This is a genomic window from Paenibacillus sp. USHLN196, assembly GCF_037144955.1.
Lineage (GTDB): Bacteria > Bacillota > Bacilli > Paenibacillales > Paenibacillaceae > Paenibacillus > Paenibacillus xylanexedens_C.
This window is the reverse complement of the sequence record NZ_JBBCYH010000001.1, coordinates 222,354-247,322: the sequence shown is the minus strand read 5'-3', so window position 1 is coordinate 247,322 and position 24,969 is coordinate 222,354. Positions and strand designations below refer to the sequence as shown.

Below are 24,969 nucleotides of genomic sequence, written 5' to 3'. Positions count from 1 at the left end.
TTTCTTATAAGATCTATCGTAATTGGGTTATGGATCGTCATGGTAAATCCCAATTGTCTTCACTATCCGTTATGTAGCGGTAAATTTTTATTAGCATTCCTGCCTAAGATTCGCTCATGACACAAGTTTTCTATGCGTGTTACATATTTTATTCTCTAAAGGACCACCTTATCTGAGAAGGAGAGGTGGTCCTATATTGACGGATTTAAGTTGCGCTGCACAAGATGCCTCCTCTTCATCTGAAGGTAAGGAGAAGGGGCAGTTAAAATGGTGGCAGCTATCCCTGCTTGGCATAGGTTGTACGATTGGTACCGGATACTTTCTTGGTTCGGGAATAGGCATCAAGCAGACCGGACCTTCCATGGTGCTGTCCTTTTTGATTGCAGCATTGGGTACCTATATTGTGTTTCATTTCCTGGCAAAAATGACCACAGCGGATCCTCAGGAAGGTTCGTTCTGTTATTATGCCGGTAAAGCTTTCGGCCGTTGGGCCCGCTTTGGTTGCGGGTGGAATTATTGGAGTACCAAAATTTTAATTATGGGAAGCCAGTTGACAGCCTTGTCCATTCTCTCTCGATTTTGGTTTCCAAATGTTCCGCTCTGGATTTTCGCGGCTGGTTACGCCGTGCTGTCCATTTTTGTCGTCTTGCTCGGGACACAGTGGTTTGACAAAATTGAGAATGTTCTCGCTGTGGTTAAAACGGCAGCCATTGTCATGTTTATTCTGCTGGCTGCAGCTGCACTCTTTGGCTGGATTCATGGGGGAAGCAACGGACGGCCTGGCATGCCAAGTTCAGCAGCTGAACTGTTTCCCGGAAAGTTCCCTGCCTTTTGGTCATCTCTTCTCTATGCGTTTTACGCATATGGCGGTGTAGAGACCATTGGGCTCATGTCCATTCAGTTACAGGATAAAAAGGATGCCCCCAAAGCTGGAAAGGTCATGCTGACAGGCCTTTCAATCCTTTACATGTTATCCATCGGCATGGCGGTATTCATGGTGCACTATACCAAGATGAATGAAAAGGAAAGCCCATTTGTCACAGCTCTATCGTCGTATCATTTGGCTTTCTTTCCCCATGTATTCAATGGGGCTATCATCTTGGCCGGCTTTTCAGCCATGAGTGCTTCGTTATTTGCTGTTGTGAACCTTTTGGTGACCATGTCCAAGGATGGAGACGCGCCTAAGTTATTCAAGGTGAAGTTGAAATTCAAACAACTTCCCCTACCTTCTCTTGCACTTGCTGCGGTTGGACTAAGCGCATCTATTGTGACAGCCCTGTTGCTTCCGGGGAAGATCTATGAATACATCACTACCGCAGCAGGGATATTACAGATGTATAACTGGTCCTTTATCATTATTGCGGCGTTCAAAATACTTCGCATCCGGACCCGAGATGTGATACTTGGCATATCAGGATTGATTCTATTATTAGGAGCCGTTAGCGGCACGTTAATCAAACCGGACATCCGAGTGGGTTTTTTAGTAAGTCTAATCATGATTTTTGTTATTGCTATGGTCACCTGGATCATGACAAGATGGTGGAAAAAACATAAGGTCTCCACATAACAACAAAAAGAGGATATCCTTGACGGGATATCCTTTCCTGTTCAATCGATATCTATAACAGAGGAATATTGCCCTCCTCGCATTCCCGCCACGTTCTATGGTTCCACACCGAAGCCTGCACCTCACCAACATGAGCTTTTCGCAACAGAAACATACACAGTCTGGATTGACCAATCCCGCCTCCAATCGTGAAGGGAAGTTCACCATTTAAGACAGATTGATGAAATTCAAGAGCAGCCCGTTCATTTGCTTGGCTGAGGTCCAATTGCTTTTCAAGTGCAGCGGCATCGACACGGATTCCCATGGATGAGACTTCGAGAGCCTGCTCCAGTACAGGATACCATAATAAAATATCTCCGTTTAGAGTCCAATCATCATAGTCCGGAGAGCGGCCATCATGAACACTTCCTGAATTCAGCAGCCCACCTACCTGCATGATAAAAACAGCACCGTACTGGCGAGCAATCTCATTTTCACGCTCTTTTGGGGTAAGATCGGGATATTGGTTTTCCAACTCTTGCGTTGTAATAAAGAAGATCTGATCGGGCAGAATGGGTTCAAGGCATGGGTATTGAGTGCAGAGTTCCTGCTCTGTGACTTGAATTGAACGATAGATCTTGCGTACTTCTTCCTTCAGAGTCGCCAGGTTACGTTTATCTTCAGCAATGACCTTCTCCCAGTCCCATTGATCCACATAGATGGAATGCAGATTATCCATCCATTCATCCCGTCTGATTGCATTCATATCAGTGTATAATCCTTCACCCACCTGAAATCCATACGTCTTCAGAGCCATCCGTTTCCACTTGGCCAATGATTGAACAACTTCAATCTGCCCCTCATCCAGATCCAAGGCATCGAAAGAAACGGTACGCTCTACTCCGTTCAGATTATCATTAATTCCTGTACCTTCCTGCAACAGAACCGGTGAGGGTACCTGTATCAGATTTAACTGCTGTTCCAATCGTTCCTGAAATTTCTTTTTTGCAAAATGTATGGCCTCAGCAGTTTCCCTTAGATTTAGTATCGGTTTGTACTTGGTTGGCACAACAATCGTTCGCAGCATTATAGTACATCGTCCCTTCAGTTTGATTATCATGCAGTTCCCTGCATAACTGATGAGAGCAGTCTATGTGCCTATCATCGCTGTGTCGCGTTGTCCCAATCCGGCATTGCTGCATTTGGGTATAAGCCCATCCTCTAAGAGAGCAACGCACGTAGCCCTTGAAGAGCAAAATATACCCCGAAACCAACCAGAGATAAACCGGATACAACCGATATGATGGAGAGACTTTTTTGATTGAGATAACGACGCATACCTGTGGTTAAACCCGCAACCAGCAAATCCCAGAGCGTCAGTCCAATAAAGATCATGCTGCTGTAAATCAGCAAATGACTTGTCCCAAATGACACTGCCGTTTTGGCCAGAATGGATCCATAGATCCCTAACCAAAAAATGATGGACATCGGGCTAGTGAGGGACATGAAAAATCCAAGCATAAAGCAGTGAAAGAGGGAATCTTTTTGATTGTTCTTCAAATGCAGCTTCAATTTGTTGATCTGCAGGATGCTTTCAATTCCAGTATAGGTTAATATGAAGCCGCCAACGAGCCAGAGGGGAATTTGTACCATGGGGATGTTGAGGAACTGAACCAAACCTAGATAAATCAACAGCATAAAGGTAGCATCGGCAATCATGGAACCTGCTCCAACCATCCAGGCATGCCAAAAGCCATTTTTGAGGCCTTTGTCCAATCGGGCTGAATTGACCGGCCCAATAGGAGCAGCAAGCGTCAAACCAAGGAAAATATAACTGATTAGAAGTTGAACACTCAAGACTCCCTCACTCCTACTCGCTCGTCCAGTTTATTTCACAGTTTATGATGCCTATTGAGTTAAAATAACAAAATAAAATTTTTAGAAAGGATTTTTATTAGGACTGACATAAAAAAGAAGAGAGTATTCAACACGAGGTGGCATCTCAGCATAAGCTACTCGGTGTACTAGTCCATCTTCCTCAAGTTCACGCAATTGCCGTGTCAGTGTGGGATGCGTCACGGTGAAGAGTATTTTTGTAGTTTTCGTATAATATTACGGACTTTCAATTCGTTTTCAGGTGTTCTGAATCCGTAACAATCGACTTGCAACGATAAACTAAAAAAGCCGCTAAAATAGCGACTTTCAATAGGACAATGTTCTTGTCCTAGACAGTTTTCGATTAATGATTCAATCCTTCGGCCTCTCCAAGGCCTACAATTCATAGGATTGATAAGCATTTTCTAAGCCAATAATGACATCTTTGATTTTCATATATCCCTTGCTCCAGTTACATTTTCCTGTTAGCCTCTTCCGGAATTAGTTCATACAAGGTACGAACATCACAACCGATGGAATCGGCGATTGATATGGCAATTTTGAGGGGCATCACTCTTTTGTTTTCAATAAAGTCGAAAATGCGTTCCGGTTTAAAAAGTAATTCTTTTGCCAGCCATTCTGCTGACTTTCCGTTTTCAATCAATCGTTCATTCAATAAGCAGCGTCCTAGTTTAAATTTCAAGAAGCAATAACCTCCATCGTAACATCATATTTAACCGTATACGTTGGTTATTCATCACTGACCAGTGCATTTACATTCATAAGGCAAATTGATTTGAATCTCCTACTCTTTTTACCTACTGTATTCCTTGATTTTTTCTAGTCAAAAGGTTTAGCAGGTAAGCTTTTAAATCGACCATACGTAAATACTCAGGCTTTTGATCTGTACCACTGATAATCAAGGGAACAAGAGATTCCATTTTACGGATGGAACCGTGACCTCCTCCTCCCTTATGCTTTGGTGAGCTACCGCTAGTAAATTCATACCCTGGTTTTGCGGTGATAACCAAAAATTCGCCTTGATGTGAACGGAGTGCGCTTGACAATCGTTTCAGAACATCGGGATACTGATCGTAATTTAAGGAGTGTGTAGACATATTTAAGTTTAGATCCAAGACCTCTTCGTCCTGTTCGACTGTCCATGATTGGCCATATGGATCTGTCAGGTTGCCTCCTGCTTTAAATTTGATCTGATTGGCTGTTGATCCTTGCATGGCGTAATTCCAATCCTTTTCTTTCCAAGAGATGAAATCGATACGCCGGTCTTTCATTAAAAGGTTCGCCGTATCTCTCAGGGAACGATCTACATTTAATGAATACACATAGGCCATCGTTTCATTGACGGCAAGAATGATCTCAGTGTCCTTCGATACAGCTTCACCAGGACGCAAGATTTTGGCATCTCCAAGCAAGGAAGGCAGATCAATGACCGGATTCTGTTCGGCAGGCAGAATACGGGTCATGCCGCTGTCCCCTGCAATGATAAAGTTGGCATGCTGCAAGGCTTTCTCCGGAGAACCGAATGACTCCAAAACAGATTGAAGTTGTTGATCTAACTCTTTGACCCCATGAAGCCCCGCAGGGCCTTCTTTATGTAACTCCCGGTCTAAATCCGGCAAATAGACAAACAAAAAATCCGGTAGTTTATTGGATTGAATCAAATATTTCACAGCTTCAATAGCAAAATCATTATTGATACCCATCCGCTTCGTTAGGCCATCCGGCAAGTTTTTGATACCTTGAAACGGATTAGACAATGCACCCAGGGACAGGAAATCTGGCCCTTTAACATGGATTTCTTTTGGTAAGGATGTAGTAGCTTGCATCCAATCAGGTATCGACAATTTATGAGCGGACGCCCCTCTGTATATCAGCCCGTTGATCGAACCAGACTTTAACCCTTGCTGCGCCAAATCCTCATAAATCGTGGAATTATCCTTGTTCAAATGACTTTCATTCAAATGGAATAATGCATCAGTCATAACTGGACTAACTCCGAGTTTTAGCACTTCCATGGGTCCGGTTCCGTAATTGATCATTTTCTTGTTGTCTGCAGAATACCAAGTTAGGCCCGGCACACGGTGAATGTCTGAATACGCACCAGTAATCAGCGAGCTGTCGATTGTGACGGACATCGTGGGAAAAGAACTGACCAAATTTTTGTAATATTGCCCGTGTTCGATCAGGAATTTAAATGCGGGAAGTTCCTGTTTACTGATCCCTTGGTCGATCGCTTGATACATCAAAGAGTCCACCATCAGGAAGATGACTTTCTTTGCATTTTCTCCATTCGTGGAGTTTATCCGCATCAAATCCTGTTCTTTCGGTTTCGAGTTTTGGCATCCGATAAGCATGATCATTAATAAGATCGAAGCTAACATCTGTTTCCCTTTTTTTCTCATCCAGTTCACCCCGTTTATGTAAATTGTTCATCGAAAACCTTGGAGATATTCGAGGTTTTTTTTACCAAGTTTATTTCTATCAAAGTGCCTCTCTAGTAAGAGGTTATGATGTTGTGTTGTTGAGTTATATTCGTAGTTATGAAACTATGATTTGCATAATACTGATAACATTTAAGGCTAAAGTTGTATATTAAAAATAATACTATAATGGTAAAATAACCCTTTGTTTTGCTATTTATATACGATTTATCGGGGAGAGAAGCTATTTGAAATCATTGAATCTTAACAAAACCTCTTTAGGAAAAGGAACTCGTTACATTATGCCTGTAACCGTGATGATGCTGGCTCTTTTGGGAGGGTGTGATGCTCCTCTAGCGGAAAATGTATCGGAAACAAACAATATATTGAATGAGAAGGTGGAAGATCTCAATTTGTTTTCCAATGACCGTAAAGTTAGTGTGACTGTACCGGCAGATTGGAAAACTTTCACCAGTGACAAAATACCAGCTCTCTTAAGCGTCGTAAATAAACAAGGGGATTATAATTTTGTCATACAACGCAACAGCCAAGATGATGTGGTTTCTGATATCACATTGGAAGAGTATGCATTAGTTGCCCCAAATGGCATCTCTTTTGGTAATGAGGTTATGCTAGAAGCTACAGATTCAAATACGACAACGATCATAGATTCAGAAGAATCCTATATGAGCGAAGGATCAATGACTTACGGCGGTATGGCGACCAATTACATAAGTGCTTCATTCAAAAAAGAACATCATTATTATCGTGCCCTTTTGATCATTCAACATGAGTTAACCGAAGAGGATAGGGTTCTGTTCCATCAATTGATCTCTTCCCTACAAGTCGTCGATAATCAACCGAATTCAGATCGTATCGACTCTCATTCTACGACCCAAGTGGTAAAAGATGTTGATAAAGAAGTTGAATTTCAGATTCCCTCCAGTTGGATTACAAAATTCAAACAAAACAAGGAATCAACTATTAAAGCCATGGATCCGACAGGTAATGAACTTTTAACCCTAGCCAGATATAGAAAATCAGATTTCGGTGACTCTTCTCCACCTCTTGATTTTATGGCAGATTCCCATATCGAATATATATCGGAAAATTTCAAAGATGTTAAGCAATTGAAATCAAGTCAGGAAGAGATAGACGGTAGAAACGTGATTCAGTACGAATTTATGGCCACGGTCGGCAAAAGTAATCTAGGTTATCTGGTATCCGTATTCGATTACCCTAAAAATTTTACAATTATTGAGTTTATTGCACCGGCCAGCACTTTTGAACAAACAAAAAAGGCTTACCAAAATCATACCAAGAGTTTTCATGAGTACCCTTAAATGCCTGGTTACTTGACCTGTACTAGCAAATAAAATAAAAATACCTAACAATTAATGTTGGAATACATACGTTGTTTAAGGAGCGTTGTAAATATTGATATCCTCCAATAAAATCATGCAAGTTGCTTCCGTTACCGGCATCTTTTTAGCACTTGTAGGTTGCACTACCAATAAAAAAAATGTGGAAAACACATTTACTGAAAATCAAGAGCTTGAAATTCAAATTCAAGAAACGAATCCGATCCATCAAACCATCTACTCCAAACACAAGGAAATTCAAATCACGCTACCTAGTGCATGGAGAGTACAAGATGAACCAAATTCAATCTCACTGCTTCATGCAGCTTCATCTGACGGAAGCAAAACCTTAAATGTGAGTCGATATAAACGCAGTGACCTAACTTCAAAAATTAACCTCACAGATTATATTGGAATACAACAAGAAATCACAGATTCTAGAGCCAGTTCATCAAAGAAAGATGAACGATTGCTCCGAACAAGTGAAATAACCATTGACGCTTACACTTCCTATCTAAAAGAAACGGAAATGGATTACGATTCAAGTCAAGTCGGATATATCTCGGCTTATTTCGAAAGCAAAAACCATTTTTACACTATTTCATTAGAATCACACGGAGGGCTGACAGATGAGGATCGGGCTCTCTTTGAAGAAACTGCAAAAAATGTTCGTATACATCATGATGAACCTACAGAAGTCTATAGAGATGAATCTCCAGTAGAGCTGATAGATCATTCACTAGATAATTCTTCCCAAATCACTCTCCCATCCAGTTGGGCTGTTGATCCACAAACACAATACTCAAAAGAGCAGAAATTCAAGTTCTTTGTTTATTATAGTACCTTCGATAATGAATCTGCGATTATTGCGCGCTATCCCAAATCTTTTGGGACGACATTAACTCAATTCTATTCCTCCGTGGTTAAGAGCAGCATAGAGCCTAATAGCTTAATGCCTCTTCCGGCTCCTGCCGCCGTCGAGATTAATGGTATAAAAGGGCTTCAGGTGGAAAACTATTCGGATACTACTAAATTGAAAAATGGTGAATTATACACCTTCTTGGATACTCCAAAGGATTTCGTAATTATCATTTACACATCGAAAGCCAGCCGTTTTGAGCGAGTGAAGTCTGATTACATCAAGTACACACAGACTTATCGAGAATTGCCATGACATATATAACGGACACAACGGCGGAATTTGCCCAAATAAATCTTTGACTCCGGCAAGAGCTATCAAGAAATGAATGTAGTAAAAAGACACTGATATTTTATTCATCAGTGTCTTTTGTATTGATACTTTTTCCACAAACATTAGGTTTCATCGTTGAAAACGAACTAATTCACTTTAGCCCTTTAGTTTTAAAGCAACTTAATCAGCTCTTCTAGCTCATCAACCAAACTCTTTGCAAGTTCAAAATTAGTATCTTTTAAAGCCAATTCAATTTTCATTTCAACAGACTTTTTCTTTTGTTCATTTTCTAGATAGTTTTCATCAAAATGACTCGCATAAATCATCTGTCTGAATTCTTCTATACTCATTTTACTAATCGTTTTGTCCTCAATAATTAAGACATAATCCATACCATTTACAACCGAATAGAAATCATGAGAAATCATGATAATCGCACCTTTGTAGTCTTCAATGGCTTTCTCCAATGCGATTTGTGTATAGATATCCAAATGGCTTGTTGGTTCATCCAGGAGCAATACGTTGGCTTGACTGGCAGAAACTTTAGCCAATTGAAGCATGTTTTTTTCTCCGCCAGATAACGATTCAATCTTTTGATCAAGGATTTCTCCTTCAAAGCCATAGTTTGGAAGATACGATCTAATTTCATCATACGTTTGAAACCCGGAATCTATGAATTCATTTAGGATGGTATTCGAATCCTTTAACATTTCGCCTTGAACCTGAGATAAATAGGCCACTTTAACATCGGTATCTATTTCAATGGAATCCTGATTATTTTTAAAGATTTCTCGGAGTAAAGTCGTTTTTCCGGTACCGTTAGGACCGATCAGGGCTACTTTATCTGTCGATTTGATTTCAAAGTTCACATTTTCCAAAAGCAACTCGTCAAAGGAAACGCTATAGTTATTGACGTTAACTACAACGGTGTCTTCCATTTCCTTATCGATCCCAAAACGGATATTCGGCTGTTTGATATCGACAAAGGGTTCTTTTATTCGACGTGCTTCCAATCTTTCTTGAAACTTGACTCTGGCTTTTAACGCTCTGCCTCTCGAGGCTTCCGAATTATATGTGGCGATCTCTCTAAGATTGTCGATGATGTGATCGTATCTCTCAATTTCTTCAGCTTCAGCAACCGCGATTTCTTGCAGTTCAATCTTAGACTGAAGCAGTGAGAAGTTATAATCGATATATCGCCCGTCAAACTCCTGGAGCTCTGTGTTTTCTAGGTGTATGATTTTGTTGAAACAATGATTCAACAGATACCGGTTGTGTGTAACGACCAGCAGCATTCCCTTGTGGGAGTTAATCAATTTTTTAAGCGCGTTCAGGTTTTCAAAGTCTAGAAATACATCGGGTTCGTCCATAATCATGAAGTCTGGACGATTCAGCATTTCCTTCATCACTTGAATAAGTTTGAATTCCCCGCCACTTATGGCGGATATACTAAGATCTTTGAGCTTCATGAGGTTGGCAAGGTTTAACTGTTTATTGATGTTTTTTTCGAAATTGTCCCCATCCATCGCTTCGAAGGCATCCAAAGCCAATTGAAGCTTTTCCATCAGGGAATCCATATCCGATGTGGTGGCCATCTCCGCATAAATCGCTGTAATTTCATCTTGTATCTTGATGAATTCTTCTGCGATATATTCAAAAACGGTCATTTCTTTTGTTTTGTCTACTTGCAAAAACTGACTCACATACCCGATTCTGCAATCGGGGTCTATCTCTAACTTGCCCTCGAACAAATATCGTTCCGGATCCATCAGGATATCAATCAGTGTACTTTTTCCACTTCCGCTTGTTCCGATAAAAGCACAATGTTGTGCCTCTTCAAACGTAAATGAAATGTTTTTATATAGTTCCTTTTGTGGAAATGAGAAGGATAAGTTTTCAACTTTTATCATAGTGTTACCTTTCTTTAAAACTAAATTGGTGGCTAGTATTGAATATATTGTCGAACACAGACTTTTAGAGTAACACTGTTTACCACCAAGTACAATCGATTTTTAGCCCTATCCCTCACTTCGAAAATTGAGTACGTACTTTCCTAGTGATTAGAGGGATGGATTTTATGAATAAGTAATATTCCATCATACTGATCGCGAGGGATCATCTTCTCGTCTAAAACTCCCCATGCTTTGGCAATTCGAGGTGTATACATCCACTCCGTTGTTGGACTTAACGCCTTGTCCTTCATATTGATGAACCGGGCTGGGCCCATTTCAGTTCCTGCAATATCTTCAAGACTACCTTTTTCATGAGGCAGGACTTGCTCTTCCTCTCCATTGTTTTTATATGCGCTTCCTTCATATGCATACAAACCTATAACATAACCAGCTTGCTTGAGTGAGTATGGAAGCATCTCACCCATGGTTGGATATGGGTTATTATCATAATCGTAGCCGTTATGCTCTGTGATCATTGTGGAATTATTCTTACGTATATGATAATTGTGTCCCCATAATATCATTTTTTCCTCAGGATAAACGGTTTCTGCAAGCCATTCTACATTATCCGCCATCACGCGATCTCGTTCATAACTTCCTAATTTCAGATGCTTCTCGGGGTCTACTCCTGCTAGCAGATTTACAATATGAGGATGATAGTTATCCAGCATGTCTAACCTATTTTGTAAGACACGATCTACCAGAGATATCAGGTTGAGTTGCTCATTCTGAGTCCGACTTAATTCAACGTTGTTGTCCCTTACAAACTTTTGGAGAGTCATGTATTTTTCTTTAATTTTCTTCTTTTGAATATTAAAATCTTCTACTTTGTTAACCATGTTCAGCTTTAAATACCAGCGTTCCGTTTGTGCAAATGCTGTAGCTTTATTCTTGTCGACCTTAGCAAACCACGCCTCAACGAATTTAATAAAAGACTCCGATGTACCTTGTGAATCAAATCCAGTTAATATAAGCGGATGATCTGTGTTGCTTTGTTGTGCAATGTATTCAAATAAAGGTAAGTTCTCTTCAACCTGCCACACGCCATAGACGGAGCTTTTCATCAATTCCTCTGGCGTTGTATTATGTACTTGAGCATATGCAGCAGCCGTATCGGCTAGATTGGATTCAAATGCAATGATATTATATCCTAGTTCTTCATGCAAAAATTTTACCAGCCTTACTTTCATTGAATTGTATTCTGATGTTCCATGCGATGCTTCTCCCAAGCTAACGATTCGTTTATCCGTTAAAATAGACTTTAGAAACATCAAATCAGAGTACTGATCATTTTTCTCTGCGTTAATGGATGTGATCGTATTTGCATTTGAGCGAACGCTTTCTTTCCAAATTAATTCTGAAGATATCGCATTCTTCTGGTCTACTAAAGTTGATCCAGACATATATGCCACCGGACCAATAGACATCACACTGAAACTGCACACCACTGTAGACAATAACACTTTTCTAACCAACTGATTCATTAGGCTGACACTCCTCTGTTTTTATGTATATCAGCTTAACATCTGGAGTTTAAAACCAATGCACGTTGCGTTTAAGAATTGTTTAAGAATATATCAAGTACTATGGGCTTTAGCTCTATAACGCTCTGTAAATGTATACAAAAAAAATCGTCAGCATTTCTGCAACGATTCCTAATGTCATTCTCTATTTGAAAACAGCAGCGGATCACTTTTTATTTACGCACGTTTCTCTTTTTAATTTCTAACAAATGTTATGGATTGAACGTATCTGTCATCCAATTGAAGAATCTTTCCTTTTCTTCATAGTGTGGGTAGTGAGCCGATTCTTTATAAGAAATAAACTCTTTCTTGTTAGCTTTAATTCCGTCAAAAAATTGCTTGGCAGCATGCGACGAAGTCATAAAATCATAATCTCCCATTACAAAATAAAATGGCAGATCCAGCTTCTTAATTAAGGAAGGCAATGGACGACTCATCACTTCACCAATTAGAATTCCTTGTGAATAAGTCATTCCTTTATGATAACGGATGACATCGAGCATGTTATATTCACTGCTGAACGCCATTCCAAGGAAACTGTCATCAGGATTATCCATCAATCTCGCAGCACCATTGTATCGTGTAACAATGTCTCTCGGTGTAAATGTCTGCCCTTGATTAATGGCTTCAGAAACCTGATTCAGTCTTGCTATGTCATCATCATTACCTGCAAGCTGAGCTTGTCTCATTACATAATTCCAACCGTCTATCTCACTCTGCTTAGTATCTCCTACCTGACCAATTCCGATGTAGGCTTCATATTTCTCCGGTGCTTTATGGGCAGCCAAAGAACCAATGTAAGTACCGAAGGAATGGCCGATCAGGATCACCTTTTCCTTGCCAAGGCGTTCAGAGATATAATCCGTGATGGCCAGTATATCATCAACCAACAAGTCCGTTGATAAATTGGAGTAATCCTCAAATAAATGATAAGACTTTCCGCTTGCTCTTTGATCATAGTTCACAATGGTAAATCTGGATTCCAATACATCCTGATATTGCTTGGCGTGCGGAATTTCAGATGCGCTCGGCCCACCGTGTACATACAGAATGACCGGATTCTCTACATTTTGACCGCGGATCATGATTTCATGACCTGTTCCATTGATCTCTACTTGTTCCAGTACACTAATACTATTTTCCCCTTTTATTTTCGGAGTCCATGTTGGAAAGTAAAGAACCACCATTGAAAGTGTTAAAACAGCAATACCGATCCCAAAAAATAATTTCTTCATTTTTTTCATCCGAATTACCCCTCTCTGCGCTTCAATCTTCCGAAGTGATTGTTCCGCTTGTTATAAATTTAGACTTTAAAAGTCATATAGACATAGTGCGATTTAGTCATGAATTGACCTATGACATAAAAAATCGGCAACTCCAATGAGTTGCCGATTTTTTATGAACATCAGTAATATTCTACCTGTTTATTCTTCCATCATTCCTGAATCTCTGGCTTTGCGAGTTGCCTCCCTCCTTCCTTTCACATCCAATTTGGAATAGATGGAAGAAATATAGTTTTTAACGGTCCCTTCACTAAGAAACAAAGCTTCAGCAATATCTTGATTGCGCAAGCCAGATGCCAACTTGTGAAGCACTTCAATTTCACGTGCGCTCAATCCATACTCATTGCTCTTTGGAGCAGCAGACGGGGGTATATTTTTTATCATTTTGGCCGCCATTTCCTGAGAAATCAATGTACCTCCTGTATGAACCACACGTATTCCTGCAGCCAGCTCCTTGGGACGGATCGCTTTGAGCAGATACCCCTCTGCTCCATGGCTTAATGCCGTCAAAACATAATCCACTTCCTTATATGAGGTCAGCATGATGATCTTAATCGCCGGAAGCTGTTGCTTAATTCGTGACGTTGCAGCAACGCCATCCATGACGGGCATATTAATATCCATTAGCACGATATCCGGCTGAAATTGTTTACTGCCTTCAAGGGCTTCTTCCCCATTTTTGGCTAATCCGACAATTTCAAAATCTTCTTCAAGAGACAGGACAATATGCAGACTCTCCAGAATAAGCTCTTGATCGTCGACAATTAATATTCTAATCTTCTGCATGTAACATCACTCCATTTAACGGAATTTCGCATCTCACCTCGGTGAACGACGTGGCTCCAGATGAGGATGAGAGGGTAAGCTTACCTCCAATCTCCTGAATCCGTTGCTTCATCGTGGTTAAGCCAAAACCGTATTCCAATTTGTCCAATGGCTTACCATTATTTCGAATAACGATATGTAAGGCTTCCTCAACAAAGGAAAGCTCCAAATTCAGCTTAGACGCTTTTCCGTGTTTTAGCGCATTCGTAAACGATTCCTGAATCATGCGCAGAATAGCTTGTCGCGCTTTAAGAAGCATTGCATGTTCTGTCATAGGCAGATTCAATGTAACATTCGTTCCAGTGTGCTCGGCAAAGCTATCAGCAAGTACCCTAATCTGTTTAAAGAGGCTATTATCGTCTTCTCCCATTTCGTGAACAACATCTCTCATTTCGTCGAGATTTCTCTCGGCTAACGCTCTCAAGCGAATAAGTCTATCTTTCACCTCAGCAGGCTTATGATCCAATAGAGCAATGGCCGCATCCAGACTCATGATCAGAGAAATAAAGGAATGCCCAAGTGTATCATGGAGTTCCTTGGACATACGGCTGCGTTCTTCCATTAACGTTAATTTCTCGACCTGAGCGGCATAATGGCTCAACAACCTGTTCTGATGTTCAACTTCAACCGCCAAGGCATTTTTCTGACGATAAGCATTAGCTATGAAGCTTACCCATATACCAATAAAGCAAAATAACAAGTTGTCGAACCCCATACTCATGCTCTGGTTCAAGGTGTATCCTTGATTGAACAGGAAGACGAATGGTATCAAAAAAACAGTAGGGATAATCCAATATGTCTTTCTGGTCAATAAGTAGCCCATGGTTAGGCTGGGAAGCAAGTAATCAGGCGAGGAGATGAATTCAGAATGGATAGTCATATTCACATAATATGAGCCACCAAGAATGACTTCGGTAATACAAAACCACAGATTGTTCAACCGCAGTTGTGGAAACCAAAATAAGATCGGGACAAGGAAGGCCGCCAAAAGCCAGATGATCTCCAATTGAACGTGAGCCGAGTCTCCGGGCACAGTCAGAATTAGAATGGCAAGCAACAAGTAATGATAAAAACGAAGCGAGAATATACTCCAGTCCATGAAAGCAATGATTTTTTTCATTCTAGCTCCTAGATAACGAGAATCATTGTAAGATGACTGCTCTGACTCCACGAAAATATTTTTCCACTCCCTACTCACCAAGTGTTATCCTACCTAAAATAAATCTTAGATTATTTCGTAAGAAAAATACAGTTCTTTTACAACATGTTTTGAACGAATGCAAAAAAAGCCGATAACTGCGAATCTGCTCGCGGTCATCGGCTCTGCACTTGCGTCTGGCTTTGAGATAAATTGAAATTTTCCACCGCTGTATCTTCCCTCATTTTGATTCTTGGTTTTTGATCACATACTGGGCAGAGTATTCCATCATGTTATGCATCATAATTCTTTACGGCTTAGCCATCTTGGGCATATGATCCATGAGAGTATATATACCACAACACTAAATCCAGCTACTATTCCATATACTAAAAGCAGATTTTCTTCTATATTCATATAGTAGCCTAGCCATGTTCTTAATCCTGCAATTGCAAGAGCGGTAACTACATAAGAAAGGATTATTCCGGCAATACTTTTTTCTCCATCAAGTAAAAAAGAACTGGGAATGTTCACACTAGCTGGAAGAAATGCAAGAATAAGCGCAAAGGATACATTCACATATACAGCGGATAGCTCAAAGTTAGATAATATAATTGAAGCAATAACACAGATGACCGTGGCAACCAGAATTCCAAATAGACTAAGGATCACATACAAACCGTATTTACTTGAAGCGCTCTGAACCCTTGAGACAGGAAGTGTAGCGCAAAATTTATCCCACTGCGCTGTTTTGTCGCTTTGAATGCTCATTACCGCCATCATTCCAAATGAGGTCCCGGCGATCACAATCAAAAGCCAGGGAGAACTTACGACGGATAGAACGATTCCAATAACGACCATGATCAGTAGGGGGATAAGCAACGCATCCCTAATAGCGTAGAAATCTTTAAGAATAAGTCCTCTCATTTCCTCTCCCCCTTTATATACAACAGCATAATATCATCAATTGTCGCAGGATCAATCACTGCATTTGGGTATTTTTTTGCGCCGAACCTTTATCGGCAACTAATACTTCCCAAGCATAATCTTGTTTTCGGTAAGCGACAATATCTTGTTTATCAAGGGCATCAAACTGTGCCGCACCACATTTGATGATCCCGTACTTATATCGTAATTCATCCTTTGGTTTGTTGAAAACAACCTTGCCGTTATGAATGAAAACGATATAATCAGCGACTTTTTCCAAATCACTTGTGATATGCGAGGAGACCAGGATAGAGTTGCTTTCGTCCTGAACAAAATCCAAAAACATATCTAAAATATCATCACGGACAACAGGATCAAGTCCACTCGTCGCTTCATCCAATATAAGAAGCTTGGAGCCGTGAGAAAGTGCGACTGCGATAGACAGCTTCATTTTCATCCCTTTAGAAAACTCTTTGATCTTTTTGCCTGCAGGTAAGGATAATTCATTTAGTAAAGAATAGTATTTTTCTTCATCCCAAGCTGCAAAGATATTTCGGAAGACATGGTTTAGTTTTTTAGGTGATAATCCTTCTGGGAAATTACTGCCGTCAAAAACAACGCCTATCTGATTGCGCACACCATTGTCAATTTCCTGATCCTGCTTGCCCAGAATCGTTACCGTGCCGGAATCCTTATTTTTCAATCCAAGAATCGAATGGATGGTTGTGCTTTTTCCTGCACCATTTTGACCAATCAAGCCAACAATGGACCCGCGCGGTACATGAAAGGATACATTGTCCAAAACAAAGTCGTGATACGCCTTTGTGAGCCCATTTACAGTCAAAGCATTATTCATGATCATTACTCCTCCTCATAGAACAGCTTTAATAACTCGATGAGTTTTTCGACAGGAATCCCATTTGAGCGCCCAAGATCTGCGGCTTCCTGCAAAAGTCCCTCCGCTCTGCGCTGGATTTCTTCTTGATAGAAATTTTTGTTTTGTGCCGATACGAAGCTTCCCCGTCCTACGGTGGTCTCTATAAAACCGTCCCTTTGCAAATCCTCATAAGCCTTTTGAACAGTAATCACACTGACATGGATAGATTTAGCCATGGAGCGCATTGATGGAATGGGGTCTCCAGTCTTTAATTCACCGCTTATAATCATCGCTTTGATCTGTGATGTTATTTGTTCGTAGATGGGCTTACTTGTATTGCTGCTTATGATAATCTCCATGTAAGTTACTCCAATTAGATTATTTTTTAGTAAAGGTTTTCCTTTCTCCTCCTAGCTTTTACTTTAAACAAGGTCTTCCTGTTAAAAATACAGATCTGCACCGTGTACCATATTGTACTTGTCGAATAAGTACAATATAGTACACAGGAGTACAATTGTCAAATAATGAAAAAGAAAAAAACCGCTACAATAGCGGCTTCTATTAACCCTATATTAGGATAAATGCGTGCTTCCTGTTTGATTCACTTCGTGGCTCCAGTACCGGCGACCTCTCCCCTGATTAAATTCCGGGAAAAGCTCGCCATTTTGATATGTTCTCACTTTTACACGTTAGTTTATAATCTGCGTATATGTATATACAAATTTAGTGTTAGTCTTCATTTCCCCCTTCAATATTACGATAAATAGTATGGGGTTATACGAATAACCATATTTACTTTATTACATCCAAGGGGGAACCGAACGTGAGACAGACTTACAAAAAAAAGATGGATTTAAGGTTCAAACTGTATTTGATTATTCTGGTTCCGCTACTGGCCATGGGCGGTCTAATCATGTGGACCACCATCGACTCCAGTGAAAATGCATCATTAATGACTATGCAACATAACAATCAGCAGCTGGCTGTGAATACCGCCTCTCAACTAGGTCAGGAATCGGAATTAATTAAGACATTATCTTCTACTGCTTCAGAGGAGAGCAACGAATATAAAAGTCTTAGAGACGAACTCGTTAAAGTTAGGCTTCAATCGGGAGCATTGTATGTTTATATGTATAACAAAACTTCGGACGGGTGGTTCTACACCGTAGATGGAGCGAATTGGGACGATAAGGAATATAGCCCTTACGGCACTGCAATGGAATTCAACCCTCAGATACAGGAAACCTTGTTAAGAGGTGAAGTTGTCACAACAGGCATTGTAGACGATCCAACCTGGGGACAGCTTTTGTCCTCCTTTACACCAATCAAGGATTCGCAAGGCGTTGTTATTGGCTATCTGGGCATTGATATTTCTGCTGGAGCAGTGAATCAAGTCTCCGCAACATCCGTGAATAATGCTTATCGGACCATTATCCCGATTTTTGTGGTTGTACTGATTCTTTCTTTGGTCATGATGCTATTCGTAGTACGAGGTATTCTTAGACAAGTGCGCGATATTAAGTCAAGCCTCGAGCAGGTTGCTGATGGGAATCTTAAAGTCGTATCCACACATATGACCAATGATCAACTCGGTGACATCAGTGATTTGATTAACATCATGGTTGCCCAATTGACGAACATTCTGATGGGAATACAGCAAGGATCAAATACGTTGCAGCAGTCATCCAAAGATATTTCGGAAACCGCTCAGACGAACCAGCGTCAGAGCGAAGAACTTTCCAGAGCGATTGAGGAAATTGCCATAGGTTCAATGAAACAGGCTGAAGAGACAGAACACTCCGTCCAGCATTCAGAGAATCTCGGCAAAATAATGGATGAAGTAGGTTCATATGTGAAACAGTTTACTCATACTTCAGAGCAGCTATCTTCTGTTCAAGTACAAGTTACACGTGAACATGAGGTTCTGCTTGAGAAGGGCCGAGAGAATGCCAAGCGTGTTGAGCATCAACAGGATATTTCCAGGTCTCTGACGACTCAATCCGAACTCGCTTCCTCTATTAGCGGTCAAATTCACAACATTTTAAAACAAACTCAAATTCTATCCCTGAATGCTTCAATTGAAGCAGCCCGAGCTGGAGAAGCGGGTAAAGGCTTTGCAGTCGTTGCTGGTGAAATGGGACAGCTCGCTCAACAATCCGAACGTTCGATCCAGGAGATTGATGAGATCCTGAGTTCATTCGTTCAAGAGATACATCGTATGGGTAGTCATTTTGATGCGAATATGGTAGCAGTTAAGGAACAGGAGAAACAGATCGCTGATTGCCTCCAGGCATTTAGACAGGTTAGTCGCTTATCGACCGAAGTGCATGAGTTGGCTCAGAGTTTGGACAGCCGGACAATGGATATGCACTCTATTCGTCAGGAGTTGGAACAGAACCTCAGTTATATTGCTTCCGCAACCGAGGAAACTTCAGCCATGGCCGAAGAAGTCACGGCTAGTGCTGTGGAACAGCAACGGTCGGCGAGCGAACTGTCGAACATCTCCGGGGAACTCGCTGGTCTTGCAGGGGACCTCAAATCATATTCCGATCAATTTCAAGTCGAAGTCCGTAAATCAGGTCCATAATAAAAAGACGGGTGTAACCAATGTTATTAACGACAAAATGACAATGGTAATTTATGAGAAACAACTATAGAGGAATAGCCAATGGATTAAGTTAACCGCCTTTTAATGGGCGGTTAACTTTTGGTATGAGCTCCCAAGCCCAGCTACTTCATAAATAAGGCACTAAAAATAAGAACATCCTGCAAGAAATGAATCGTCAGCGCCCAGAAGAATCCTTTCGTTTCTAACATCGATTTGGCTAAAAACCATCCGATAAACGCTGCCATAATTACACCCGCTATCCCGCCTGGATGTCCAAAATAATGAACGGCGCCAAAGATTGCAGCCGCCAGTCCTTGAGCTACATACGAAGACAAACCATATTTACCTACAACGGCAACAAATGAAAACCGAAAGATGATTTCTTCAGAAAAAGCATTCATTAGTGCAAACACAAGGATGAGGACAACACCGGGATACAGCTCCAGTCTTACGCTTTCGCCGTGCACCACTTGGAAGTAGATAACGACAGCCGTTACCAACGTAATGATGACCGCAAAATTTAGACCTAAGTGTTTCCATGTCTCTTTTTCTTTCGGCTTAATGCCGATCCACGGTTCGGGCCGAATTTTTCCATCTCGCTTTTTCAGATTTAAATACCTAAGTCCCCCCTTACCTGCCAACCCGTATACAATGCCAATCACAATAACAGCTAATAACAACACCGTAATCTGATAACTAATCTCCAGGTTGTATACATCGCTGTCGAAGACCTTTAATGGGAGAAGCGGACTACTTCTAAACCATAACAGGAGAGGTGCGCAGGCAACCACCACGATCGTGATCAATAGGATGGGAATGAGGGTGGATCGTTTTTTATTCATTTTATTCTCCCTTGTTTGGATGACTTAAGGTTTCCAGCGCATGCTGACACCATTCCGTAGTCATCCGAAGATATCTCTCCCCATAGTCCAGGGTTAACAACCAGAGCTGGGCTTGCTTGCTTTTCCCTTTAGGAACACTCGCTTTAATTCCTGCCAACATCGTGATGAGCTGCTCGTTAGCTGTTAATTCCTCTTCAAGAAAAGTGATGAGTTGCGGGATATGACGTTCATCGGAGACAAAAAGCTTCATCAGCAGTTCGTTTCTCATTACGGGTTCTTCAGGTGGCAGAGCCAGCCAGGAATCAAGTTGGTCACATCCTTGCTCTGTAATGCCGTAGACAATTTTACGTCTCCCCGTCTCCGCTTCTTCCATCACCGAAACTGAGCCTTCTAACTGCAATTGTTTGATACTCTTATGAATATATCCATACGATTCGTTCCAAAAAAGGCCGATGCTCTCCTTCGAAAACTTAACAAGCTCATATGCGCTCATGGGCTTCACACGAAGCAAGCCGAGAATCGCAAAGTGGGTGGTATTGATTCTTTTCATATGCCCTCCCATTCAGGATATATCTTTGAGATATATAGAATTAGCATATTACTCCATTAGGATGAAGATTACAATTCATTTTTAGATATCTTTCATTCTGTTCTACAATACAAAAAGGAGTGATTACCGTAAGGTAACACCCCTTCCTATCTATAATAATGCAATATGCCTCAAATCATTTTTGAGTGCTGCTTAAACCTTTTAATTCCATGCCTCTTGTAAAAAACACAATTCCAATTGCAGCAAAGGTTACGTAATTACTTATCTTGGCTATTACTTCTTCATCATCCTCATAATTGATCCAGAACAAAAGAACGAATGGTGATACTATCATTAACACTTTCATAGCTAACATAAATACATAATGAATTCTTTGCTTACGCAAATTGCCTTCTTGTGAGGTTATTCTAAGGCTAACCTTAGAAGAGTCATAGATCGTTATTAATAGTGCGATGATGCTTGAATATGCCGTTATTTTCAAACCAATCTCAATCCATGGAACAAATGCTGCAACGGCGATACCCAGATAAATCCCAGCAGCTAAGTAAAAAAGGTTAATCTTAATCTTTCTGTGCAAAATCCCTCGCTCCTATCATATCACCTGTATATTTTACCATCATTATACAACAATAAGTGTTTGTTTACCTTTGTTTTATGAAACATCGCAGACAACACATATTCATCTTCTCTACTTGGTGAAGAATGCATTTTTATGCAATTGGCACTATTGGTTTTACAAATTCTATTTTCCCTGTGTTGAGCACAAAGGTCGAGTTCGTTTACAGAGATTTTCATCGCTCAAAGACTTCATTTTACCTCCTCTTTTTTCGATATATTAGGTACAGATTTAATTTAAATTTTAACTATCAGGTTCTGAGTTAGATCTGTACATTGACATACCTAGGGGGAACTGAAGTGAAAACAAAGATAGGATCCATTCTAAAAATGAGAACGTTAAGGGCTAAGTTAGTTTCTTTGTGCTTGGTTATACTTATCGTGCCCACAATCGTAATAGGGTTCAGTTCTTATACCGTTTCAAAAAATGAAATGAATGAATCCGGCAAGGCCGCACTTGAAAATAGTGTCCGAATGGTCATTGGTATGATTAATCTCCTCAACGAGCAGGTAGAGAATGGAAGTATAACATTGGAGCAAGCGCAGGAAAAGCTCCGCGTAGAACTGCTCGGTGAAAAGAATGCAGATAATAAGCGGCCTGTAAAAAGTGAATATACTGTAGGGGAAACAGGATATCCATGGGCTGTTGGCAAAGATGCACATTCCGTAATGAATCCTTCAAATGAAGGTCAGGATTTGACAGATGTCGTTACAGAAGATGGCGTATATTTGGGAAAAGAGCTCGTTAATGTTGGAACAGCCGGAGGCGGATTTGTCACCTACAAGTGGGCTCTACCGGATACAGGTGAGGTAGAAACGAAAGTTTCATATGTTGAAATGGACCCGCATTGGGGATGGATCATCGGTTCGGGTGCCTACTTAAGTGAGTTTAACAGTGGTGCCACACAAGTATTGTATCTTGTTCTTATAATTATGGCTGTGGCGGTTGTTCTTGGTTCCATTATCGTTAGCATCATCTCAGGACGCCTAACGAAGCCGATCCTTATGGTCGCTAAGCGATTGAAATCCGTTGCGGACGGTGACCTAACCGTTGAAGAAGTTAAGATGAAGTCCAAAGATGAGATCGGTGAGCTTTCACAGGACTTTAATCATATGATTAAAAACATGAGAACGCTTATTAGTCAAGTCGATCTCTCTACCAAGCAGGTAGCCTCATCTTCCAAAGAGTTGACTCTTGGTGCGGAGCACACCAGTCAGGCAACTGAGAATATCACCATTTCCATCCAAGAATCTGCAGCCGGTGCACAAGAGCAACAAATGATGCTTCAACGGACAACCAACTCACTCGAGGAAATATCGATCGGGATCCAGCGAATTGCGGAAAGCTCATCAACCATTGCCGATTCTTCTGTTGATGCGATGGAACTCGCGAACATAGGTGGTACAGCCGTAGAGCATACGGCGAAGCAAATGAATCTGATCAACAAGTCGGTTAATGAAACGGATGTAGTTATGAGAATGCTAGATGAACGTAGTCAGCAGATCGGTACGATGCTCATTGCCATTACGGATATTGCGAAGCAGACTAATCTTCTTGCTTTGAACGCTTCGATTGAGGCAGCCCGTGCAGGCGAAGAAGGACGCGGTTTCTCCGTAGTAGCTGCTGAAGTGAGAAAACTTGCTGAACAATCGAACCAGTCATCCGGGCAGATTTCTACGTTGATTCAAGATATGCGTACAGATATCGAACAATCGCTCAAAACGTTGAATCGAGTTAAACAGGACGTTGACTCCGGCATACAGATTGCTAATGAGACGGAACAACAGTTTAACAAAATCGTAGAGTCTACCAACTTTATCGCCCAACAAACGGAGGAACTTGCCAGCGTTACACAGCAGATCACGGCAAGCGTCCAAGAAATCACAGCGGGCCAGGAGCAAGTCTCCAATCTAGCACTTCAAGCTGCAGACAACTCCCAAAATATAGCTGCTTCTTCAGAAGAACAACTGGCTTCCATGGAGCAAATCACGAGCTTATCCACAACCTTGCAGGAAATGTCTCAAAAGTTAGAGCGTTTGACGATTCAATTTAAATATTAATTATGATTCATCCAGGTCAAAAAAAGCAGCCGACCCCTTATACTTTGGTCGGCTGCTTTCTCCTTTTTAATTCACTTTAATCCACGATTATATTGCCCTCAGCAAGCTACACCAATCAAGCTCGCTTATAATTCCAGATCTGCAGCCCGGGCGTTCGCTTCAACCTGCTCCGGACTTTTGCATCCTGGAATGACGCAGCTAACGGCTGGATGCTTCAGACACCAGGCAAGGGCCCACGAGGCCATGTCGACCCCTTCAGGGACTTCGTTCTTCTGGATTTCACTTACCAGCTGCAGTTTCTCATCGATCTCTTGACGCTCGCGTCCCTTTCTGACATTGTCATTGAACACTGCGCCCGGCTTGTACTTACCACTCAGATAGCCGCTGGCCAGTGGGACTCTTGCAAGCACACCAAGGTCCTGCTCCTGACATGACGGGAATACCCTCTCCTCGGGCTTCTGGTCCAGACGGTTATATACGACCTGTATTGCCTTCGCGTTTAACTCACTAGCCTTGCTCGTCTGATGCAGATTATCGTTGCTGCCAATGGAGATACCAAGATTTCGAATTTTACCGGCCTGTACCTGCTTGTCCAGCATGGTCCACAGCTCGTCGTTATCAAACGCCTCATCTGATCCGGAATGGAACTGATACAAATCGATATAATCTGTTCTTAGGGCTTTCAGGGATTCTTCCAGTTGTACACGGATCTGATCCACACTCCAGGCATTGGTCCAGTGATCATGCCATTGATGACCAAACTTCGATGCGATCACCCAATCCTCACGACGGTCACGGGACATAAAATCGCCGATAAAGTTTTCCGACATATGGTGAGGTCCGTAACATTCCGCTGTATCAATCAAATTAATACCAAGTTCTTTGGCACGGTAAAGAATATCATCGACTTCCTTCTGGGTATAGTCTTTACCCCAGTCCCCGCCAAACTGCCAGGTGCCCACACCTACGACGGATACATCCAGCTCGGTTTTGCCCAATCTTCTGTACTTCATGCTACTCACCTCGAGGTTTAATATGTTGGTCAAGTGACCGAATGGAACAATAAGTATTCAATTTACGATAACGCTTTCATAATAAAGGATAATTAACAAATTATCAATCTGAGGTATGCTCGTCGGTATACGCAGGAAGAACCCTCTCAAATTTAAAGGTTGACTTAATGTATCCCCTTTAAAGAAAAATGACTTGGCTTCACTCGTTTCACGCCCTCCGCTGGCTGAAGGCATAACAAATAAAGCCCCTTAGAAATTCATTGGATAAGCGGCACTTATTCCAATACCTTTTCTAAGGGGTTCACTTGCTTGATGTCAGAAATTAGAGAGTGATTTCTCT

At 41.2% G+C, this 24,969-nt stretch carries 22 protein-coding genes and 1 pseudogene; 5 read left to right on the top strand and 18 right to left on the bottom strand.

The window, feature by feature from the left end; translation table 11 throughout:
- Positions 1–196 precede the first annotated feature (196 nt).
- Positions 197–1,567, top strand: coding sequence for an amino acid permease (locus tag WFI24_RS01015; protein ID WP_336758080.1), 1,371 nt, complete (start codon positions 197–199; stop codon positions 1,565–1,567).
- Positions 1,568–1,619: 52 nt separating this feature from the next.
- Here the strand turns inward: WFI24_RS01015 and asnA are convergent, their stop codons facing one another.
- From asnA to WFI24_RS00990, 5 genes and pseudogenes are all read right to left on the bottom strand, one after another.
- Positions 1,620–2,633 (bottom strand): aspartate--ammonia ligase, encoded by a 1,014-nt coding sequence (asnA, locus tag WFI24_RS01010; protein ID WP_336758079.1) that lies wholly within the window; start codon positions 2,631–2,633, stop codon positions 1,620–1,622.
- A gap of 134 nt (positions 2,634–2,767) precedes the next feature.
- Positions 2,768–3,403 carry a LysE family transporter gene (locus WFI24_RS01005; RefSeq protein WP_336758078.1) on the bottom strand — a complete coding sequence of 212 codons (636 nt, stop codon included), beginning with the start codon at positions 3,401–3,403 and terminating at the stop codon, positions 2,768–2,770.
- Positions 3,404–3,484: 81 nt separating this feature from the next.
- Positions 3,485–3,634: pseudogene (locus tag WFI24_RS01000) on the bottom strand (winged helix-turn-helix transcriptional regulator); the annotation flags it as partial.
- Between the two features lie 259 nt (positions 3,635–3,893).
- Positions 3,894–4,124, bottom strand: a complete 231-nt coding sequence (locus WFI24_RS00995) for an XRE family transcriptional regulator (protein ID WP_336758076.1) — start codon at positions 4,122–4,124, stop codon at positions 3,894–3,896.
- Between the two features lie 115 nt (positions 4,125–4,239).
- Positions 4,240–5,844: an alkaline phosphatase family protein gene (locus tag WFI24_RS00990; RefSeq protein WP_336758074.1), complete on the bottom strand. Its 1,605-nt coding sequence runs from the start codon at positions 5,842–5,844 to the stop codon at positions 4,240–4,242.
- A gap of 266 nt (positions 5,845–6,110) precedes the next feature.
- Between WFI24_RS00990 and WFI24_RS00985 the strand changes: the two genes are divergently transcribed.
- Complete coding sequence (locus WFI24_RS00985; protein WP_336758073.1) at positions 6,111–7,205, top strand: hypothetical protein; 1,095 nt, start codon at positions 6,111–6,113, stop codon at positions 7,203–7,205.
- A 94-nt stretch (positions 7,206–7,299) separates the two neighbouring features.
- Positions 7,300–8,397: a hypothetical protein gene (locus tag WFI24_RS00980; RefSeq protein ID WP_336758071.1), complete on the top strand. Its 1,098-nt coding sequence runs from the start codon at positions 7,300–7,302 to the stop codon at positions 8,395–8,397.
- Between the two features lie 188 nt (positions 8,398–8,585).
- On the opposite strand, the gene WFI24_RS00975 is transcribed toward WFI24_RS00980, so the two are convergent.
- The 9 genes from WFI24_RS00975 to WFI24_RS00940 form a co-directional block, all read right to left on the bottom strand.
- Complete coding sequence (locus tag WFI24_RS00975; protein WP_336758069.1) at positions 8,586–10,325, bottom strand: ABC-F family ATP-binding cassette domain-containing protein; 1,740 nt, start codon at positions 10,323–10,325, stop codon at positions 8,586–8,588.
- A 143-nt stretch (positions 10,326–10,468) separates the two neighbouring features.
- Positions 10,469–11,851, bottom strand: coding sequence for an erythromycin esterase family protein (locus tag WFI24_RS00970; protein WP_336758068.1), 1,383 nt, complete (start codon positions 11,849–11,851; stop codon positions 10,469–10,471).
- Positions 11,852–12,102: 251 nt separating this feature from the next.
- Complete coding sequence (locus tag WFI24_RS00965) at positions 12,103–13,134, bottom strand: alpha/beta fold hydrolase (protein ID WP_336758067.1); 1,032 nt, start codon at positions 13,132–13,134, stop codon at positions 12,103–12,105.
- A gap of 180 nt (positions 13,135–13,314) precedes the next feature.
- The gene (locus WFI24_RS00960; protein WP_336758066.1) at positions 13,315–13,959 is read right to left on the bottom strand and encodes a response regulator transcription factor; all 645 of its coding nucleotides are present in this window, start codon (positions 13,957–13,959) and stop codon (positions 13,315–13,317) included.
- Positions 13,946–15,118, bottom strand: a complete 1,173-nt coding sequence (locus WFI24_RS00955) for a sensor histidine kinase (protein ID WP_336758064.1) — start codon at positions 15,116–15,118, stop codon at positions 13,946–13,948. The genes WFI24_RS00960 and WFI24_RS00955 overlap by 14 nt, the downstream gene beginning before the upstream one ends.
- Positions 15,119–15,312: 194 nt before the next feature.
- Positions 15,313–15,420 carry a cysteine-rich KTR domain-containing protein gene (locus WFI24_RS34485; protein WP_442956187.1) on the bottom strand — a complete coding sequence of 36 codons (108 nt, stop codon included), beginning with the start codon at positions 15,418–15,420 and terminating at the stop codon, positions 15,313–15,315.
- Between the two features lie 16 nt (positions 15,421–15,436).
- Positions 15,437–16,063 (bottom strand): ABC-2 transporter permease, encoded by a 627-nt coding sequence (locus WFI24_RS00950; RefSeq protein ID WP_336758062.1) that lies wholly within the window; start codon positions 16,061–16,063, stop codon positions 15,437–15,439.
- Positions 16,064–16,118: 55 nt separating this feature from the next.
- The gene (locus WFI24_RS00945) at positions 16,119–16,919 is read right to left on the bottom strand and encodes an ABC transporter ATP-binding protein (protein WP_336758061.1); all 801 of its coding nucleotides are present in this window, start codon (positions 16,917–16,919) and stop codon (positions 16,119–16,121) included.
- A 5-nt stretch (positions 16,920–16,924) separates the two neighbouring features.
- Positions 16,925–17,299: a GntR family transcriptional regulator gene (locus WFI24_RS00940; RefSeq protein WP_336758060.1), complete on the bottom strand. Its 375-nt coding sequence runs from the start codon at positions 17,297–17,299 to the stop codon at positions 16,925–16,927.
- A 464-nt stretch (positions 17,300–17,763) separates the two neighbouring features.
- On the opposite strand from WFI24_RS00940, the gene WFI24_RS00935 reads away from it, so the two are divergent.
- On the top strand, positions 17,764–19,527 hold the full coding sequence (locus WFI24_RS00935; RefSeq protein ID WP_336758059.1) for a methyl-accepting chemotaxis protein: 1,764 nt from the start codon (positions 17,764–17,766) through the stop codon (positions 19,525–19,527).
- A gap of 143 nt (positions 19,528–19,670) precedes the next feature.
- Here the strand turns inward: WFI24_RS00935 and WFI24_RS00930 are convergent, their stop codons facing one another.
- The 3 genes from WFI24_RS00930 to WFI24_RS00920 form a co-directional block, all read right to left on the bottom strand.
- Positions 19,671–20,390, bottom strand: coding sequence for a CPBP family intramembrane glutamic endopeptidase (locus WFI24_RS00930; protein WP_336758058.1), 720 nt, complete (start codon positions 20,388–20,390; stop codon positions 19,671–19,673).
- A 1-nt stretch (position 20,391) separates the two neighbouring features.
- Entirely contained in the window at positions 20,392–20,940 is a 549-nt protein-coding gene (locus WFI24_RS00925) for a PadR family transcriptional regulator (RefSeq protein WP_336758056.1), read from the bottom strand.
- Positions 20,941–21,115: 175 nt separating this feature from the next.
- The gene (locus WFI24_RS00920) at positions 21,116–21,517 is read right to left on the bottom strand and encodes a hypothetical protein (protein WP_221821329.1); all 402 of its coding nucleotides are present in this window, start codon (positions 21,515–21,517) and stop codon (positions 21,116–21,118) included.
- A gap of 338 nt (positions 21,518–21,855) precedes the next feature.
- On the opposite strand from WFI24_RS00920, the gene WFI24_RS00915 reads away from it, so the two are divergent.
- Positions 21,856–23,616 (top strand): methyl-accepting chemotaxis protein, encoded by a 1,761-nt coding sequence (locus tag WFI24_RS00915; protein WP_336758055.1) that lies wholly within the window; start codon positions 21,856–21,858, stop codon positions 23,614–23,616.
- Positions 23,617–23,741: 125 nt separating this feature from the next.
- On the opposite strand, the gene WFI24_RS00910 is transcribed toward WFI24_RS00915, so the two are convergent.
- Positions 23,742–24,629, bottom strand: coding sequence for an aldo/keto reductase (locus tag WFI24_RS00910; RefSeq protein ID WP_336758054.1), 888 nt, complete (start codon positions 24,627–24,629; stop codon positions 23,742–23,744).
- Between the last annotated feature and the right edge of the window lie 340 nt (positions 24,630–24,969).

Bases quoted from the DNA above. Each gene is read 5' to 3' on its own strand.
- asnA (WP_336758079.1), bottom strand. From the start codon at position 2,633: ATGCTGCGAACGATTGTTGTGCCAACCAAGTACAAACCGATACTAAAT.
- WFI24_RS00990 (WP_336758074.1), bottom strand. From the start codon at position 5,844: ATGAGAAAAAAAGGGAAACAGATGTTAGCTTCGATCTTATTAATGATC.
- WFI24_RS00975 (WP_336758069.1), bottom strand. From the start codon at position 10,325: ATGATAAAAGTTGAAAACTTATCCTTCTCATTTCCACAAAAGGAACTA.
- WFI24_RS00970 (WP_336758068.1), bottom strand. From the start codon at position 11,851: ATGAATCAGTTGGTTAGAAAAGTGTTATTGTCTACAGTGGTGTGCAGT.
- WFI24_RS00965 (WP_336758067.1), bottom strand. From the start codon at position 13,134: ATGAAAAAAATGAAGAAATTATTTTTTGGGATCGGTATTGCTGTTTTA.
- WFI24_RS00960 (WP_336758066.1), bottom strand. From the start codon at position 13,959: ATGCAGAAGATTAGAATATTAATTGTCGACGATCAAGAGCTTATTCTG.
- WFI24_RS00955 (WP_336758064.1), bottom strand. From the start codon at position 15,118: ATGAAAAAAATCATTGCTTTCATGGACTGGAGTATATTCTCGCTTCGT.
- WFI24_RS00950 (WP_336758062.1), bottom strand. From the start codon at position 16,063: ATGAGAGGACTTATTCTTAAAGATTTCTACGCTATTAGGGATGCGTTG.
- WFI24_RS00945 (WP_336758061.1), bottom strand. From the start codon at position 16,919: ATGAATAATGCTTTGACTGTAAATGGGCTCACAAAGGCGTATCACGAC.
- WFI24_RS00940 (WP_336758060.1), bottom strand. From the start codon at position 17,299: ATGGAGATTATCATAAGCAGCAATACAAGTAAGCCCATCTACGAACAA.
- WFI24_RS00930 (WP_336758058.1), bottom strand. From the start codon at position 20,390: ATGAATAAAAAACGATCCACCCTCATTCCCATCCTATTGATCACGATC.
- WFI24_RS00925 (WP_336758056.1), bottom strand. From the start codon at position 20,940: ATGAAAAGAATCAATACCACCCACTTTGCGATTCTCGGCTTGCTTCGT.
- WFI24_RS00910 (WP_336758054.1), bottom strand. From the start codon at position 24,629: ATGAAGTACAGAAGATTGGGCAAAACCGAGCTGGATGTATCCGTCGTA.